This window comes from Mesomycoplasma dispar (assembly GCF_000941075.1).
GTDB classification, from domain to species: Bacteria; Bacillota_I; Bacilli_A; order Mycoplasmatales; family Metamycoplasmataceae; genus Mesomycoplasma; species Mesomycoplasma dispar.
Genome location: NZ_CP007229.1, coordinates 788,161 through 806,405 on the forward strand (window position 1 = coordinate 788,161; position 18,245 = coordinate 806,405).

Sequence of the window (18,245 nt, forward strand, 5' to 3'; positions counted from 1 at the left end):
AGTGAAAAGTTATACAAGAAAATGCATTGTTGATCAACAAATTTATCCAATTGAAAATTTAATTAGATTCACTTATAATAAAAAAGATAAATTAATTATTGACAAATTTTTAGATAGAAAAATTGGTGGCAGAGGCGCATACATTTTTGCTGACTATGATAAAATTCAGCTAGCCATTAAAAGGAAACTTTTTAATCGTGCTTTTAAAACGAATATTCCGACTATTGCATACCAAAATTTAGCCAACGAGGTAGATCTAATATGAAAAAACCACAAAAACGAATCTCAAATGTAGGCGAAATTAAAGCACAACTGAAAAACGTTGAAACTAAAGTACACAACGGTGTTTTCCTTTTTTCTGGAATAATGACAATTGCTGAGTTAGCAAAAAAAATTAATGTCTCAGTTAACGAAATTATTACCTATTTTTTCCACCAGGCAAAAATGTATAATTTAAATCATAGTCTCACCGAGGACGAAATTGCCGAAATATGTCTAGAATTCGGACTTGATTTTAAAAAGGAAATCCAAATTGATGCTTCTAATTTTATGGAGGAAGTCTCAATTCAAGATAGTGCCGTCGATTTAACTGTGCGTCCACCGATTATTACCGTTATGGGACATGTCGATCACGGAAAAACAACTTTACTTGATTATATTCGTAAAACGAATATTGCCAAAAGTGAAAAAGGGGGAATTACCCAACACACTGGAGCTTATCAAGTTATTTTTGAAAATCACGTTATTAATTTCATCGACACTCCTGGACATGAAGCATTTACGCAAATGCGGGCTCGCGGGGCAAAAGTTACCGATATTATCGTCCTTGTTGTTGCCGCTGATGATGGGGTAATGCCGCAAACTAAAGAAGCAATTAATCACGCAATGGCGGCAAATGTGCCAATTATCGTCTTTGTTAACAAAATGGATAAACCAAATAAAGACATCGATCGGATCAAAAACGAACTTTCTGCACTTAATATTGTCACCGAAGAATGGGGTGGAAATAACATTTTTGTCTACGGATCAGCGTTAACTGGTGAAGGAATTGATAGTCTTTTTCGCTCAATTTTACTAGTTGCGGAAATGCTTGAACTAAAAGCTAATAAAAATCGTTATCCAATTGGGACAGTTATTGAAGCAAAACTGCACCATAATAAAGGAACAATTGCCACTTTAATGGTTCAAAACGGAACTTTAATGGTTAGAGATTTTATTGTTGCTGGTTATCAATACGGTCGAATTCGTTCACTTGAGGATACAAACGGACAGTCAATTAAATTTGCGCCGCCAGGAACGCCAGTAATTGTTACTGGTCTGAATTATGTTCCTGAAGCTGGTGATAAATTTTTCGGTTTCCACGAAGAAAAATTTGCCAAACAGTTAGCACTTGAGAAAAAGCAGTCAGAAAAAATTTCGAAGTCAAAATTACAAACTCGCCAACAAACAAAAGAAAAAACACTAAACATTATTATCAAAGCCGATGTTGCCGGAATTGCGCAGGCTTTACACGCTACAATTGAAAAACTTGCCTCAAAACACGTGCATATTCACATTTTGCATTCAGGAGTTGGGATTATTAACAAGGCTGATATTTTACTTGCACAAACCTCAAATTCAACAATTTATGCATTTAACTTGCAAATTCCAGCAGCAATTAAAGCACAAGCAAAACAGGCAAATGTTGAAATCCGCGAACATACAATTATTTATAAAATTGTTGATGAAATTAAAAAGCAAGTCCGTGGTATGCGCGAAATCAAATATGAACTTCAGCAAATTGGAACAGCAAAAATTATTGCTAAATTCTGATTTTCTAAGGTTGGCTCAATTGCTGGATGTAGCGTGCTTTCGGGAAAATTTGTTGAAAATTGCAAAATTGAACTCTGAAGAAATTCAAAATTAATCCACACTGGAAGGATTGAATCCCTTCAACGTGATAAAAATCCAGTCAAAGAAGTCCAAGTGGGTAATGAATTTGGAACACATATTTATAAATTCAACGACATCGAAATCGGTGATGAACTAAAAGCATTTTTAGATGTTGAAGTCGAAGAATAAAAAGGAGCAATAATGTCTGTTAGTCACGAAAAAAGACAAACTTATTACCAACAATTAATTTCAAAAGTAATCGAGTCACATTTTTCCGAAAGAATGCCAGTTTCAGTTAACTGAGTGCGACTTTCAGGTGATAATTCCCATCTTTTTGTTTATTTAGAGTTCGAATTTGATGCTGAAAAATATCTAGCAGAAATTATTAGTGCCCAAAAATTTATCAGATTAAAATTTGGCAATCTCCTTGAAGGTTTTAAAGTTCCTGAATTACACTTCCAACTTGATCCAGTGGCGAAACGGGTAGATGAAATGGACAAAATTTTTGCCCGAATTAGGGAAGAAGATGAAAAAAATGAAGAAAATAACGGGAAAAATCAACAAGAGGATAAAAAAAGCGAATAAAGTTCGCTTTTTTTAAAATTTAGCAAAATAAAATGAAATTAATTAATTTACATACAAGAACTGAATATACTTTTTTATCATCAACAATCAAATTAGATTCATTGATTAGTTTTGCAGTTGCAAAAAATTTAAAAACTTTGGTAATAACCGATCTAAATTCAATGTTCGGCGTGCCCAAATTTTATAAATTATGCAAGGAAAATGAGATAAATCCTGTTATCGGGCTTGAAATTGAAATTGAAAGTTTCCATTTTATACTACTTGCAAAAAATTATCAAGGTTATGTTTTTCTTTCCGAAATTTCTTCAAAAAAAACAAAAAAAAATGATATTTTTTTAGTTGATCTTTTAGAAAAAGATGATATAATTATCGTCGATCATCCAAAAAAAGGGTTTTATGCCCAAAAAAAAACGCAATTAGACACGCTATTTGATAAGAAAAAGTTAAAAAATTATTACATTGTTGAAAATAATCCCGAAATTAGTAACGCAATTTATGTTCAAGAAAGGGATGTTCTTTTTGCAAAAGAAAAAATTTATCTCGAATCACTTGCCAAAATTAAAGGGACAATTTTAGATTCGAAAGCAAAGTTTTACGATTTTGACCAATGAGATCAAGAAATCGATCCTGTTATTATCGAGCGAACAAATTCGCTTGTTGAAAATATCGAAATTGAATTTCCTAAAATTGAATTTAACCTTCCTGATTTGAATCACGAAAGTGGTCTTGAGTCAAATCTTCTTTTAAAAAAGATTCTTAATGAATCAATTCAAAAAAAAAGCGCTGAACTTGTAAATTATAATTGAAAACCACGGCTTAAATACGAATATGATACAATTTGCAAGTTAAACTTTAGCAACTATTTCCTTGTAATTTGAGATTTTCTAAAATGAGCAAGGCAAAATCAAATTCTAATCGGACCAGGACGAGGTTCAGTTTCAGGTTCTTTAATCGCTTATTTGCTAGATATTACCGCCGTAAATCCTTTAAAACATAATCTAATTTTCGAACGATTTTTAAATCCTAAACGAATTTCGATGCCAGATATCGATATCGACATTCAAGACACAAGACGAAACGAGATAATTGATTATTTATTTGAAAAGTATGGTAGTGAACATTGTGCTACAATTATCACTTTTTCGACATTAGCCGCTAAAAGTGTTTTCCGTGATATTTCCAAAATCTTTGGAATCCCAGAAATTCAAGTTAATAAAAATGCAAAGTTAATTGCTGCTAATATGAGTTTAGCAGAATTATATGCCCAGGAAAAATCAGCCTTTCGTAAATTAATTAACAACGGCGATAATTTCCAAGGGCAGGATAATAGTGAAATTTATAAAAAGATCTATGAAATCAGTGTTTTTTTAGAAGGGATGCCTCGTCAGTCTTCAACTCATGCTGCTGGAATTATTCTTTCAAAAGTGCCAATTCAGAAATTAGTTCCCGTTCATTATTCAAAGGAAAATCTTAATCAAACTCAATTTTCAGCTGAGTTTATTGAGGATTTTTCGCTTTTAAAAATTGATTTATTAGGTCTTAAAAATCTAACTATAGTCGCAAATATTCTCTCAAAAATTACTAGAAACGGTAGAAATCTCACTTTTGAAGAACTGCCAACCGAAGATAAAGATGCAAATAATTTATTATCTCAAGGGAAAACAAGCGGAATTTTTCAACTAGAATCACCAGGAATGACTGCAAGTATTAAAAAAATTGGTGTTAATTCAATTAACGATGTCACTGCGATAATCTCACTTTATCGCCCTGGTCCAATCAAGCAAATTCCAACTTATGCAAAAAATAAATCAACTAACAACTGAAAAAAATTATTTCCTGACTATGATAAAATCGTCGAATCGACTTTTGGGGTAATTATTTATCAAGAACAAATTATGCAAATTTGCCAAGTTGTTGCTGGTTTTAATTTAGAGCAAGCGGATATTATCCGCGTTGCAATTTCAAAAAAAAATGAGACAAAACTTAATAAAATTAAAGAAAATTTTATTAAAAATGGAATTAATTTAGGTTATGATTCAAAATTAGTTAAACACATTTATGATCTGATTTACAAATTCGCTGATTATGGATTTAACAAAGCGCACGCGGTTGCTTATGCAACTTTAGCTTATAAAATGGCCTATTTGAAAGCGAAATATCCTGCCTATTTTTTTGTTGAACTAATCTCAAACGAAAACGGCTCACAACCTAATATTGAAAAATATGCCGATGAAGCAAAAAATTTTGGCTTTCAAATCCAAAGACCGAACATTAACTTTTCAACGCAAAACGCCGTTTTTGATGAATCAAGAAATTCAATTTTTTTGCCACTTTTAATGATTAAAGGTCTTGGTGCGATTGCAGTGAAAACGATCGTTGACGAACGAAACAAAAACGGCAAATACAAAAATTTCCTTGATTTTATTAGAAGAATGAAACTAGTTAATTTTTCGAAAGTAGCAATCGAAAAATTAATTTTTGCAAATGCACTTAACGAATTTGCAAATCAAGAAACATTAGCTCATAATTTTGAATTACTTTGAAATCATGGTAGTTTTGTCTTAAATGATAAAGAGGGAAATTTAGTATCCCGACAAGATTCGGAAAATGATAATTCAGAAATTGATTTTTTAGAAAAAATACCTTATGATGAAGAAAATAATTACCAAAACGAGTTAAAATATCTCGGAATGTCGTTTATTCAGCGACAAAATAATCCGCTTTTTGCCAACCAAATTTTGTTAAAAGATTTAAAACCAGGTGTTGAATACCGTTTGATTTTGAAATTAAATTTAGTCAAAAAAACAATCTATAAAAATTATAAAATATCTTTAAGCGATCAGCAAAATAATGAGGTTGTAACTTATGATAAAAATCCAGAATATCAAAATTTAGAAACAAAAAAATACTATGAATTTATAGTACTTTTCACTAATTCAGGAAAATACCAAATTAAAGGAATTCCAAAAAGAGTTGCTAATTATGACTAGAAAAATATTGCTAATTGATGGAACTTGACTAACGTTCAAGTCATTTTTTGCCGGATATTACGGGAATCGACTTATTAATTCAAAAGGGGAAATGACTTTTGCAATTCATATTTTTTTTAATTCACTTTTTAAATTAATAAGACTTACTGAACCTGATAATATTTATTTTGCCTTTGATTATGGATCAAAAACTGCTCGACACCAAAATTATCCTGATTATAAAAAGGGAAGAGTTAGACCGCCAGATTCACTTTTTTCGCAAATGCAGTTAATAAAAAAGATCCTTGGTTTTGCTAACTTTTTATGATCAGAACACGAAGATTTTGAAGCTGATGACTTAATTGCTTCCCTGCAAAAAAAGATTAGAGAAACTGATGAAGAAGCAGAAATACTAATTTTTAGTTCAGATCAAGATTTACTGCAGTTAGTTGACGAAAAAACAACAATTATTAATAAAATTGAAAATAATTTCATAAATACTAATACAATTCATAATTTTTTTGAAACACACGGATTCCATCCAGAACAGGTTGTCGATTTTAAAGTTTTAGCCGGCGATAGTTCTGATAATATTAAGGTCATTGAAGGTTTAGGGAAAAAAGGTGCGATAAAATTATTGGAAAAATATAAAAATTTAGATAATATTTTCCTAAATCTTGGTAAAATTAATGAAAAACTTGCAAAACAAATTACCGAAAAGAAAACCGAACTGTTATTTTTTAAAGATTTTATCAAACTAAACGATAGTGCTAATTTTAATTTTGATATTTTTCAAAAATTAGAAATTAAAATTAGCCGCGATTTAGTAGATATTTTAAACGATCTTGAGTTAAAAAAAGTCAACGATGCTCTATTTGAACTTGCTTCAAAACAAAATTAAACTGATAAATTCTGTAAAATTAACCTAAAATGAAGAAAATTTTTTTATTCCCGCTCATCCTTTTGGGTTCAGCAGCGGCAACCGGTGGAGTTTATTTTATTTACAAAGCATCAAAAAATACTACAAACACCCCCGGAATTAGCATTAAAAAGTCAGAAGAATTACCTAAAACAAAAGATTTAAAAGACAATGTTGTTGTCAATCCTTCTGATAAAAAGTCAATTCGTATTGGTTTTTGGAATGTTTACAACTATTCTAATAAATCTACAAGAGCAAAAAACACTGCAAAAACTTATGCAATTGCAAAAGTTATCGATTTTACGGGTCTTGATTTGATTGGTTTAGCCGAAATTAAACCAAACGCAGATGGCGCTGATCTTGTCAAGGAACTTCAAAATCTCAATCCGAATGCTGGCTGAAAGGAATTGACTACTAATAAATATGGAAAGAAAAACCAGGAAGAAAAATATACCTTTTTATATAAATCTTCACTTTTAGAAACGATAAATTTTGAAAACCCTTCTAATCCGTATTTAATTCAAGATGGCACAGAACTAACATGAGCTCGCCCACTGGCGGCTGTGAAGTTTAAAACAAAAACAACTATTAAAAATGATTTCACATTAGCAATAGGTCATTTTGATGCGCCAAATGCTAGCAAAAATCGTAATGAAGCAAAGGATTCTGAAACTTCACAAGGTGCCCAAGAAGCTGGAGAAGCTCGCGATTTAGTTAATGTTTTAGGTGAAATTGATAAAAAAGATGGTGAAAATAACGAAATAATTTTTATGGCGGACACTAACATTCGCGGTGAAAATGCAGAAAAATTATTCAAATCTACACTTAAATCTTATAAATCTTTACTTAGTCATAACGAAAACACAACTCTTTCTGGCTCACGTCGGTCATATGCAAACTCCTATGACAAAATTTTCTATAAAGGTGATCTTGCGACTAAAAACGCACAAAAATTTGACATTTTTTCAATTTTTAGTAATAAAATTGTTGATTTAGCAAAATATGATCAGATGCGTAGAAAAGATGGTAGATCCGCTAATTACCAAGCAAATAACCCGAACGATCTTAACCGCATCCGGGCAATTTCTGATCACACAATGGTTCATTTTGACCTTGAATTAAATGAGAGTGATAAAAATTAGATATTAAATTTTTCAATTTAAACAATTAATGAAATTAAAAAGTACTGTAAATTTCGATGTTTTTCCAGAATTTGTTAAAAAAGAAATAAAGAAATCAGAGTTGATTTCTTGTGGTTATCACAACTGTAGTTTTGTAGGTTTTTTTAAAAATCAAAAAGTTCAAATTCGAGTTGCAACTAACGATTTTGTAAATTGGGAAAATGAAAAGAATTTTATTCAAGAAAATTCTAATTTTCTCTTTTATGATCAGGGAAATTTCATTAAAAAGTGAATTGAGGGCCAAATTTTAAGTCCAGAAAATTTGGGTTTACACCTTGACAAATTATTTTTGGCAATTTCTGATTTTCATAAGCAAAAAAATACAAAAATTGCCAAATTTAACTGGCAAACCGACGTTATATTGGACAAAAAATACATTAGTCTAGTTGAAAAATACCAATTTGATTCACTTGTAATTTCGCACAATGATTTGCAATTTAAAAACATAATCGTTTCGACAAAGGCGGTTTTTTTAATTGACTTTGAGTGAATTAGACTTAATAATCCTTACTTTGATTATGTTTGTTTGTACATCAATTTAGGAATTTCTCCTGAAAAAATCATTAAATTTTTTAATCTTGAAATTGAAAAATTTAATGATTTTGTTTACATAGTTAATGTTTTTACTAACTTTTGAAATAAAAAATTTTATGATAAATAAAAATTAGACAATTGTTAGAATAGCAATTAAAAAAAACGTTTGAATTTAGGCGTAATTTTGTTTTCCCTTTTTAAACTAAAAAAGCCAAAACCTTGATAAATTTAATGAAATTTTATTCCTTTTCTTTATAATTTTTATATTATAAAGAAAATATGTTAATGTTATAAAATAAATTATGATTAAAGACAAAAATATTACTGTATCTGTTACTAAAAAACTACAAGATCTCGGCTATGATATTAGTTTGTGAGATGCTTCTTTGAGCCCCAAATTATTGAATGAAGATATTCTAGAGGTATTGAAAACATCTTCTAAAAGAAATCATAATCTGCAAAAAACCAAAGAAAATTATGGCTATCCTGATAGAATTTTTTTCAATAAAGAGCATAAACTTTTAATTTTAGTCGAGGAAAAATCAAATATAAAAAAACATCGAGACAACAATCCTTTATGCGAAAATTTTACATTAAGTAATGAATGTAATGTTGTTGATTTTGCTATCCAAGGAATAATTTGGTATATGCAACAATTTGTTAATAAATTAAAGAATTTAGAGGATTATAAAATTATCGGAATTGCTGTAAGCGGCGATATTTCTGAAAATAAAATTGGAAAATTTGACTGTTTTGTTGTTGATAATGCTCGTATAAAACACGTTAAAGAAATAACAAATTTTGTAAAAATCGAGGAATTTTTAAGTATTTTTATAGACTTTGATGAGCAAAAACATATTGAAAATATTAAGCAATCTTCAAAAAAAATTAACCAATTACTAAGAGATCTTGACTCAACAGAGAGGCCAGTGATTCTTTCATACTTAATGATCGCATTATATGGGCAAGATTTAAATAAAAAATTTGAACTTTTTTCAAAAATAAAAGATAATAAAAATCTTCTAATTGATATGATTTCAAGCGCGATTCAAACCACCTTAACCGAGCAAAAGGTGATGAAAAATAAAATTGATTTTATTAAAAGTAAAATCAATTTACTAAAAGAATCGCCAGATGTCAAAATTGAAACTATTCATTCAATTTTGACTGAATTAAAAGAAAACGTTTTACCCTTAATAAACGGAACTTTTTCAACTAGGTCAAATTTTGACATTATTGGAAAATTCTACGAGGAATTTCTAAAATACGCCGGATTTGCTAATGTAAAAAGGGGAATTGTTCTTACCCCAGAACATATTACAACTTTATTTACAAATTTAATTGATATAAAAACTAACGATGTAATTTTAGATATTTGTTGTGGAACAGGTTCTTTTTTGATTGCAGCGATGAATAAAATTATTAATACTGTTGAGAATCAAAATTTGCTAGATAAAAAGGAAAAAATTGATAATATCAAAAAAAAGCAAATAATTGGTGTCGAAATTAATACAACAATGTATATTTTAGCGATTTCCAATATGTTATTTCGTGGTGATGGAAAATCGCAAATTTTTCATGGTAGTGCAATTGGTGATTCTTTTGAAACAAAAGAAATTATTAAGAAAATTAAAGAACTATCTCCAACAATTGGATTTATTAATCCGCCTTATTCGGGAAGAGAAAGTAAAACAAACCCAACTTTTAAGGAAATAACTTTTTTAGAAAAAATATTAAGTTTATGTTCTCGCTACGTAATTATTATCGCACCTTATTCGATGTATTTTAGCGAAAATGAAAGACGTGCTAAAATTCTAAAGCAACATAAATTAAAAGCTGTTATTAATATGCCAAAGGAATTGTTTCAACCAAACGCCGCGACTTATACCTCAATTGCAATTTTTGAAACAAATATTCCCCATAATTTTGACGAAGAAGTTGCTTTTTACGATCTAAAAGATGACGGATTTGTTATGACCCCAAAAGGTAGAGTAGATTTTAATAACAATTGAGCTGAAAAAGAGAAAGAATTACTTGATTTTATTAAAAACCCTAATAACAAAGGTAATTTGGTAAATTCAATTAAAACTAAAATCAAAGAGGATGAGGAATGAAATATTTATGCACATACAAAAACTGACTATTCAAATTTAAAAATAAGTAATTTTGAAAAAGTAATAAAAAATTATATTTTATTTCAAATTAAAAAGGATTTTGATATTCTTCATTTAAACCTTGATGAATATGAACTTCTTGAGCAACTTATTTTTTCAAAAAAGTTTAGCGAATACCAAAGAATTATTAAAAAACAGGAAAGCTACACCGCAAAACTTAATATAAATAAGTGAAAATGATTTAAAATAACTGATATTTTCAAAATTGAAAACTCAAAAGTACAAAATACCAAAGAATTAATTACCGGACAAGAAATTTATTATATTGGTGCAGCAAAAAATAATAACGGTGTTAAAGCAAAAGTTGAAAAAATTGATAGTTATGTTTCTAAAGGTAATTGCGTTCTTTTTATTAACGGTGGCGAAGGTTCAGGCGGATATAGTTTGTATCAACCTGATGATTTTATGGCAATTAAAGGGTTTACTTCTTGCGGTTATTCAAAGAAACTTAACGTTTTTAACGGCTTATTTTTAGTAACAGTACTCGATCAACACCGGTATAAATTTAGTTATGGAAGATCTTGGCAAGCAAATCGTTTTAATTCAACTAAAATTTGCCTACCCATTAATGAAAAAGGTAAAATTGATTGGAATTTTATGACTAATTTTGTTAAAAATCATCCGCTTGCAAAATTAATTGAAGAATAAAAGGTTAGAATTAAGATTTATATAGGAAAATATCGCCTTTTACAAAAATATTTTCTAAATTTTAGGTTCAAATTCTCCGAATTGTGTTTAGATCAAATAGGCTAAAGGCGCGGCTGTCATTGCTAAAATTGATATTTTCCCCAAGAGCAAAAAATTTGTTTTCAAGAATAATGCCGTTAAATTTCCAAAACCCTAAATCAGAAAAATTAGCAAATAAATTTCCGTTTATTAGCACTAAATTATACTACTTTTGATAACGATTTAGTCTGTAAAATTTAGAGAAATCCCTTCATATTTGTTATAGAAGTTTTTCCTTAAATTTTCGATATGTTGTTCTATAATTTCGCTTGCACCATCGGCACGACGTAATCCCAGCGATTCATTAGATATTTTTCTTATTTGTTTATATGAAGGTTTTTCAAATTTTTCATTTTCAAGTAAATCCTTAATTAATTCAATTGTTTCTTCATATTTAAGATTGTTTTGCTCAGTAAAATTTGCAATATCAGTATAAAATTCTTCAGTGGCAAAATCTCTAAATTCAATTTGCACATCAAAGTTTTTAATGTCTTTTTGGTTAAAATTACCGTTGATTTTTTCAATAAATTTAATAATTAAATCGCTTTTAAAACGTAATTGTTCCGAACTTTTAATTTTGCCTTTAATTTCCTCAATTATATTATAGTTGATTCTACCATCTTCGTGTAAATGTTTGTTAATAATCGATTGAATTGTTTCAAGATCATAATCAGAAACACTCGTTAGTGTAGTTTCAAATTCTATACCATCTAAAATTGAAGTTTTTTCCTTTTTTTCTTCCTCGTGAAGTTGATCTTTAATTATGTGGTAATCTGCCTTGTACTTGTCAAATAAATTTTCGTTTATTAATTTTTGACCCTTATTTGAAAATTGACTAAAACTGTTTAACAAATGATGTTGTCTTATAAATTCATTGAATATTTTAATATATTGCTTTTTTTCTTCAAGCGATCCACTATCCATATTTTTTTCAGGCGGAAATTGATTTAGAAGTTTTTGAACTATTTTTTTATACAAATCGTAAACTTCTTCATATTTAGGTAAAAAAATAGTGCTTTTATTAGAGTCATCGCCAGCATAAATTATTAATGCTTCCTTATTATTTTGCTCTAAATTACGGAATGAATGAATAATTCCTGCCTCTTTTTCATCGTTATAAATTCGATTTGTTCGTGAATAAGCCTGAATTAATGTGTGTTCTTTTAAATCGCGATCAAGTCAGAGCGATTGCAATTCTGGCGAGTCAAATCCAGTTATAAAAATGTTAACAACAATTGTAAGATCGATTTTGTTTTTCTTAATTTCCCTTGCCAAATTAGATTGATATTCACTAAATTTCCCAATGCCTTTTTTGCTATTTTTATAATTACTTTCTTGGTTTTTGTTATTGGTATCGGAAATTATTTGGTAAAAATCATCCATTGCTTTTTTAAGAAATTCTTCGTTACTGCTAAAATTTATTTCTTCATTTTCTGAAAAATCGGATAAATAATCGTCTTTTTTCGAGTCGGGACTATAAATTATTGCAAGTTTCATTTTGTTTGGATTGTTTTCGCTTAACTGTTTTTTGAATTCTTCGTAATATTTTTGTGCTAATTTAATACTTTCAACTGAAAAAAGACTATTAAATCTACGATGCTGTTTGTCGCTGTTAAAATAATTTATTATTGTTTTAACATTATTTTTGACTCTAGTTGGGTGGTATAGTGCTTCTTTTTCATCAATAGTTTCAACTTTTCGATCGTCAAAATTTTCATTTTTTTTCATTGTAGTATAATTTCTGTATGAAAATCTTAACACGGTTTTATCATCGATTGCATTAATAAGCGAATATCGGTGTAATTCGATACCAAAAAGTTGTTCAGTTGTTTGAAATTGATAAACTTTAGTATTATATTCCTTATCTTTTCCGCTTCTAGGTGTTAAACTCTCTTTAAAAATTGGTGTCCCTGTAAATCCGAACATAAATGATTTTTTAAACGATTTTTTTACTTTTTGGTGCATATCACCGAATTGAGTACGGTGGCATTCATCGAAAATAAAAACAACCTTTTCGTTATAAATTGGTAAATTTTTATATTTCTCAACGACTTTGCTTAATTTGTGAATTGTAGTTACAATTATTTTTTTATTATAATTATCTTTTTGTAAAATTTTTGACAAATCAGTGGTATTTTTAACTCCTCAAGAATCCTGAATAACTGAATTAGAAGTTTCAAATTTTTTATATTCATCTTGAGTTTGATTATCAAGATCTTTGCGATCAACAACAAAAATAACTTTTTTAATATGATCAAAATCAGCCGCTAATTTAGCCACTTTATACGAAGTTAACGTTTTTCCCGAACCAGTTGAGTGCCAAATATACCCACCAGAATTTATTGGATCGTTATGCTTTGTTTTTATACGATTAATTATTTTCTCTGTTGCAACAATTTGGTATGGTCGCATAACAATTAAATTATTTTTTTCATCATTTTTGACAATTATGCAATATTTTGTCAAAATATTTCATAAAATTTTGCGAGCGAAAAAATGGTTTGCAAAATCAAGTAAATTTTTAATCTTATTATTTTTTTGATCTGTTAAAAAGGAAGTAAAACCGAAACCATCAGGAATTCTTAATTTACTATCTAGTAATTTTTTATTTCTATTTTTAATAGCATCAAGTGCTGTGTTTGAATAATATTTTGTTTCATTTCCATTAGAAATTACAAAAATCTGCACATACTCAAAAAGTTTATGTTCTGTGTTAAAACTAGTTTTTTTATAGTATAAATTTTGACTAAATGCTTTTCGAATACTAATGTCTGGTTTTTTGAGTTCAATTAAAACAAGTGGAAGACCATTTACTAAAATAACAACGTCATAGCGACTTTTTCTACCAGTCTCGTCATTTTCATTCGAAAATTGGTTGACAACTTGAAAAGAATTTTTTGTTCATTCTTTTTTGTCAATTAATTTAATGTTTACAAATTTTTGTCCATTATTATTTGGTTTATCAAGTTCCAAATTAATTATTTCATCAACCTGAAAAAATTTGTTTTTATCTGATACACTATTAACTTTTTTAGTTATTTCGTATAGAATTTTATCCCATTCATTGTCAGAAAATTTAATTTCATTTAATTTTCCGAGTTGGCTTCTTAAGTTATATATCAAATCATTTTCGTTTTTTAAATCTTGTCGATATTCGTAATTATGAGTTTTTAAAATCTCGAGGAGTTCAAATTCTCATTCTTTTTCAAGTCGATATATTTTTCTTTTTTCATCTGGTTTATAGGTCGCAACAAGTGTTCACTCTTCTGATTCCAAAATATTTTTGACTGGATCCACTTTTTTCCTTAAATTATATGTAAATAGTCGCTTTGTTTTTAAAACAATATTCAAAAGGAATTGAAATGTTAAAATTATAACAATTTTTAGGGAAAATTTGTTATGTTTTCTGCCAAGTAATAAAAAAATAAAATTCAATAACAAATTTTTAAATTAACTTTTGAAATTAGTAATTATAGAATAAAAAATTTTTGTCATTATTTAGGAAATTTTTATTTAACAGTAAGTTTATCAAAAATTAAATTTCTATAAAAATGGTATTGCTTTTCTAAAAGTTTAACTTCTTCTTCAACGTTATTAATTGTTTTTTCAAAAAGGGAAAAAATTAAGGAAATTTTGTTTTGAATTATTTTTGCTGGAATTAAGACTTCGATTTTTTTCATTTTTTCCATTGAAAGCGAAGGGATTGTCGCATCAAAATTAACAAATTTTGGGGTTACGGTTTGCAAAATATACTGTAAAAACTTAGGGTTTACAATTTTTTGGTCTTTGATTTCGATTATTCCGCAATGCGAATTAGCGCTAAATTTTTCATTTCGGTAAAAAACAGTTCCGGCATAACCATCGATTGTTCAAGTTAAAAATTCGCCTTCAAAATCGTAAGTGGAAATTTTTCCAATTTCGCCATTATTAATCGTCGATCCTGAATAAACCGGAAAAATTCCCGGATTTTTTTCAATAAATTTCTTGGTTAGTTTTCCGTTTCCACGGGTTAATTTGGTGATTTCACCAATTGATTTTTTATATTTTAAAAAATCAAAAAATTGAAAATTACCTATAAATTCAAAGGTTTTTTGCCAAATAAGGTCAAATAAATTAACTATTTCTTCAGAGAGAGAGAGAGAGAGCTATCGCTATTCAGAATATCAAGTAAAATTTTACGATAAAAATCAAACTGCTTTTCAGTTAGTTTAGTTTCTTTTTCAATTGTACTAGTGATTTCTTCAAATTTATCAAGAATTTGAAGAACTTTTTCCTGAATTTCAATAGGAGGAACGGGGATTTGGATGTTTTTCAATGTTGAAGTCGGCATTTTTGGACGACCATTATTTTCGTGTCTATTTTTTGGAACTACAGAAAATAAAATGTAATAAAAAAATTTTAAGTTGAATTCTCGCTGTTTTAAATTAAGCAAAACACAATCGGAATTCATATTAAATTTACCATTTCGATAAAAAACATAACCGGCATCGCCGTTTGTAGTGATTGTTATGTAATTACCATCGTATTCAAAAGTGGAAATTCGTCCCAATTCACCGTTGTTTTTAGTTGCGGCTGAATAAACCGGGAAATTTCCCGGATTTTTATTTATAAATTCTTTTGTAAATTTAGGATTTCCACGTTTTATTTCGAAAAGATCAGAAATCTTTTTAGTTTCTAAATTTGTACTAATGTAAGTCAAAAGTTGTTCGTTGAATATTTTTGTAAAGTATTTGCAGACCTTTTTGCTCTCTCTCTCTCTCTCTCTCTGTGTGTGTGTGTGTTAAAGTCTAAAAAAGAAAGAAATTGCTTTTGATAATAACTAAATTGCTTATTTCTTATGTTATTTTCTGATTTTAGAGTGTTAATTAAATTAGTAAAATTATCAAGAATTTCTGCAATTTTTTCCTGAATTTCAATAGGAGGAACGGGGATTTGGATGTCAGAAACCACGTTAGACATTAATTTTGGATTAGAAGTTTCTCGATTTACATAATTAGGAAATACAAATTTTAACAAATAGAACAAAAATTTAGTATTATTTTTAGTTTTATTTTTCAAAACACCGCAAACATTTGTAGCGTTAAACTTTTCGTTTCGATAAAAAACTGATCCGGCTCAAGCGCCATCGGTTGTTCAGGTAATAAATTCACCATCAAAGTCAAAAGTGGAAATTTTTCCAATTTCGCCATTGTTTTGAGTTGCAGATGAATAAACTGGGAATTTTCCAGGATTTTCAGCGATGTATGTTTTCGATATTACTCTTCCCCGTTTTATTTCAAATAAGTCACTAATTTTAAAGTATTTAATTTCACTTTTTCCAATGAGTTCAAAAATTTCTTTTATTTTTATCATTTTTTAATTATATATTATAAATTTTTAAATTTATCAAAAATTAAATTTCTATAAAAATTTTGTTGTTTTTTTAGAAATTTAATCTCTTTTTCAATATTATAATTAATTTTATTAAAAATAATTTGAATCATTTCAATATCATTAGCAATTTGATCCTGGATTATTTTTGCTGGAATTAAGACTTCGATTTTTTTCATTTTTTCCATTGAAAGCGAAGGGATTGTCGCATCAAAATTAACAAATTTTGGGGTTAGGGTTTGCAAAATATACTGTAAAAACTTAGGGTTTACAATTTTTTGGTCTTTGATTTCGATTATCCCGCAATGCGAATTAGCACTAAATTTTTCATTTCGGTAAAAAACAGTTCCGGCATAACCATCGATTGTTCAAGTTAAAAATTCGCCTTCAAAATCATAAGTGGAAATTTTTCCAATTTCGCCGTTATTAATCGTCGATCCTGAATAAACCGGAAAATTTCCCGGATTTTTTTCAATAAATTTCTTGGTTAGTTTTCCGTTTCCACGGGTTAATTTGGTGATTTCACCAATTGGTTTTTTATATTTTAAAAAATCAAAAAATTGAAAATTACCTATAAATTCAAAGGTTTTTTGCCAAATAAGGTCGAATAAATTAACTATTTGTTCAGAGAGAGAGAGAGAGAGCTATCGCTAATTTTAAGTAGTTTTAATAAAACGCTTTTATAATATTGATGTTGTTTTTTTATTAACTGATTCTCAATTTCAAGTCCTTTAGTAATTTCTTTTTTAAAACTGTTAATTTTGTCAAGAATTTCAACAACTTTTTCCTGAATTTCAATAGGAGGAACGGGGATTTCGATGTTCAAAAGTTCACTAGATTGCAAAATTGTATAACCTTTTTTTCGAACAATCACGTTATTTAAAGTATATTTTGGTAAAATATAACTAAAAAATTTCAAATTATTTTTATGTTCAGGTTTTTGTTTTAAAACACCACATAAATTTGTTGTATTAAATTTACCGTTCCGATAAAAAATATGCCCAGCATAACCCGCAATTGTCCAAGTTAAAAATTCGCCTTCAAAATCATAAGTGGAAATTTTTCCAATTTCACCTTGATTTAAAATTGATCCCGAATAAACCGGGAAATTTCCCGGATTTTTATTTATAAATTCTTTTGTAAATTTAGGATTTCCACGTTTTATTTCAAAAAGATCAGAAATCTTTTTAGTTTCTAAATTTGTACTGATGTAAGTCAAAAGTTGTTCGCTGAATATTTTTGTAAAGTATTTGCAGACCTTTTTACTCTCTCTCTCTCTCTCTGTGTGTGTGTGTGTGTGACGTAGGTTTTAAATCTAAAAATGACAAAATTTTATTTTTATAAAAATTTAATTGTTTTAATCTTAATTCTTTTTCCGAATCTAATATATCAATTAGGGCATTGAAATTCTCTATTTTTTCAAAAATATTTAAAATTTTTTCCTGAATTTCAATAGGAGGAACGGGGATTTGAATGTCAGAAACCACGTTAGACATTAATTTTGGATTAGAAGTTTCTCGATTTACATAATTAGGAAATACAAATTTTAACAAATAGAACAAAAATTTAGTATTATTTTTAGTTTTATTTTTCAAAACACCGCAAACATTTGTAGCGTTAAACTTTTCGTTTCGATAAAAAACAGTTCCGGCTCAAGCACCATCGGTTGTTCAGGTAATAAATTCACCATCAAAGTCAAAAGTGGAAATTTTTCCAATTTCGCCATTGTTTTGAGTTGCGGATGAATAAACTGGGAATTTTCCAGGATTTTCAGCGATATATGTTTTCGATATTACTCTTCCCCGTTTTATTTCAAATAAGTCACCAAGTTTGAACTGCTGAATTTTTCAGTTTTTAAAATTATCAAAAATACCGTGTTTTTCAAATGATTTTTGGTTAGTTTTGCTATCCATTT

16 protein-coding genes are annotated in these 18,245 nt (G+C 28.5%); 8 read left to right on the top strand and 8 right to left on the bottom strand.

Translation table 4 applies throughout. The annotated features are described in order from the left end of the window. Position 1 precedes the first annotated feature (1 nt). The 8 genes from MDIS_RS02765 to MDIS_RS02800 all read left to right on the top strand — a co-directional run bounded on the left by MDIS_RS02765 (position 2) and on the right by MDIS_RS02800 (position 10,882). Positions 2–295, top strand: coding sequence for a YlxR family protein (locus tag MDIS_RS02765; protein WP_044635542.1), 294 nt, complete (start codon positions 2–4; stop codon positions 293–295). Beyond that, positions 262–2,061: a translation initiation factor IF-2 gene (gene infB / locus MDIS_RS02770; protein WP_044635543.1), complete on the top strand. Its 1,800-nt coding sequence runs from the start codon at positions 262–264 to the stop codon at positions 2,059–2,061. The genes MDIS_RS02765 and infB overlap by 34 nt, the downstream gene beginning before the upstream one ends. 12 nt (positions 2,062–2,073) lie before the next feature. Continuing rightward, the gene (locus MDIS_RS02775; protein WP_044635544.1) at positions 2,074–2,457 is read left to right on the top strand and encodes a ribosome-binding factor A; all 384 of its coding nucleotides are present in this window, start codon (positions 2,074–2,076) and stop codon (positions 2,455–2,457) included. A gap of 32 nt (positions 2,458–2,489) precedes the next feature. Continuing rightward, positions 2,490–5,447, top strand: coding sequence for a DNA polymerase III subunit alpha (locus MDIS_RS02780; protein ID WP_044635545.1), 2,958 nt, complete (start codon positions 2,490–2,492; stop codon positions 5,445–5,447). Next, positions 5,440–6,327, top strand: a complete 888-nt coding sequence (locus tag MDIS_RS02785) for a 5'-3' exonuclease (RefSeq protein ID WP_044635546.1) — start codon at positions 5,440–5,442, stop codon at positions 6,325–6,327. Before MDIS_RS02780 ends, MDIS_RS02785 begins: the two co-directional genes overlap by 8 nt. Positions 6,328–6,356: 29 nt before the next feature. Further along, positions 6,357–7,487, top strand: a complete 1,131-nt coding sequence (locus MDIS_RS02790) for an endonuclease/exonuclease/phosphatase family protein (RefSeq protein ID WP_044635547.1) — start codon at positions 6,357–6,359, stop codon at positions 7,485–7,487. Positions 7,488–7,515: 28 nt separating this feature from the next. Next, positions 7,516–8,187 carry a protein kinase family protein gene (locus MDIS_RS02795; RefSeq protein ID WP_044635548.1) on the top strand — a complete coding sequence of 224 codons (672 nt, stop codon included), beginning with the start codon at positions 7,516–7,518 and terminating at the stop codon, positions 8,185–8,187. Positions 8,188–8,362: 175 nt separating this feature from the next. Continuing rightward, positions 8,363–10,882 (top strand): N-6 DNA methylase, encoded by a 2,520-nt coding sequence (locus MDIS_RS02800; RefSeq protein ID WP_052506228.1) that lies wholly within the window; start codon positions 8,363–8,365, stop codon positions 10,880–10,882. A 61-nt stretch (positions 10,883–10,943) separates the two neighbouring features. On the opposite strand, the gene MDIS_RS04225 is transcribed toward MDIS_RS02800, so the two are convergent. From MDIS_RS04225 to MDIS_RS02840, 8 genes are all read right to left on the bottom strand, one after another. Next, positions 10,944–11,117 carry a hypothetical protein gene (locus MDIS_RS04225; protein ID WP_232034208.1) on the bottom strand — a complete coding sequence of 58 codons (174 nt, stop codon included), beginning with the start codon at positions 11,115–11,117 and terminating at the stop codon, positions 10,944–10,946. Between the two features lie 26 nt (positions 11,118–11,143). Continuing rightward, positions 11,144–14,257: a type I restriction endonuclease subunit R gene (locus tag MDIS_RS02810; protein WP_044635550.1), complete on the bottom strand. Its 3,114-nt coding sequence runs from the start codon at positions 14,255–14,257 to the stop codon at positions 11,144–11,146. A gap of 212 nt (positions 14,258–14,469) precedes the next feature. Next, a complete protein-coding gene (locus MDIS_RS04125) occupies positions 14,470–15,081 on the bottom strand; it encodes a restriction endonuclease subunit S (RefSeq protein WP_084217548.1) in 612 nt (203 codons plus the stop codon). Continuing rightward, positions 15,078–15,659 (bottom strand): restriction endonuclease subunit S, encoded by a 582-nt coding sequence (locus tag MDIS_RS02820; RefSeq protein ID WP_052506230.1) that lies wholly within the window; start codon positions 15,657–15,659, stop codon positions 15,078–15,080. Before MDIS_RS02820 ends, MDIS_RS04125 begins: the two co-directional genes overlap by 4 nt. Further along, the gene (locus MDIS_RS02825; RefSeq protein ID WP_084217549.1) at positions 15,635–16,312 is read right to left on the bottom strand and encodes a restriction endonuclease subunit S; all 678 of its coding nucleotides are present in this window, start codon (positions 16,310–16,312) and stop codon (positions 15,635–15,637) included. The genes MDIS_RS02820 and MDIS_RS02825 overlap by 25 nt, the downstream gene beginning before the upstream one ends. Before the next feature lie 14 nt (positions 16,313–16,326). Further along, positions 16,327–16,950, bottom strand: coding sequence for a restriction endonuclease subunit S (locus tag MDIS_RS04130; RefSeq protein WP_084217550.1), 624 nt, complete (start codon positions 16,948–16,950; stop codon positions 16,327–16,329). Then, positions 16,947–17,549, bottom strand: coding sequence for a restriction endonuclease subunit S (locus MDIS_RS02835; RefSeq protein ID WP_044635552.1), 603 nt, complete (start codon positions 17,547–17,549; stop codon positions 16,947–16,949). Before MDIS_RS02835 ends, MDIS_RS04130 begins: the two co-directional genes overlap by 4 nt. A 43-nt stretch (positions 17,550–17,592) precedes the next feature. Next, positions 17,593–18,243 carry a restriction endonuclease subunit S gene (locus MDIS_RS02840; RefSeq protein ID WP_084217552.1) on the bottom strand — a complete coding sequence of 217 codons (651 nt, stop codon included), beginning with the start codon at positions 18,241–18,243 and terminating at the stop codon, positions 17,593–17,595. Positions 18,244–18,245 lie beyond the last annotated feature (2 nt).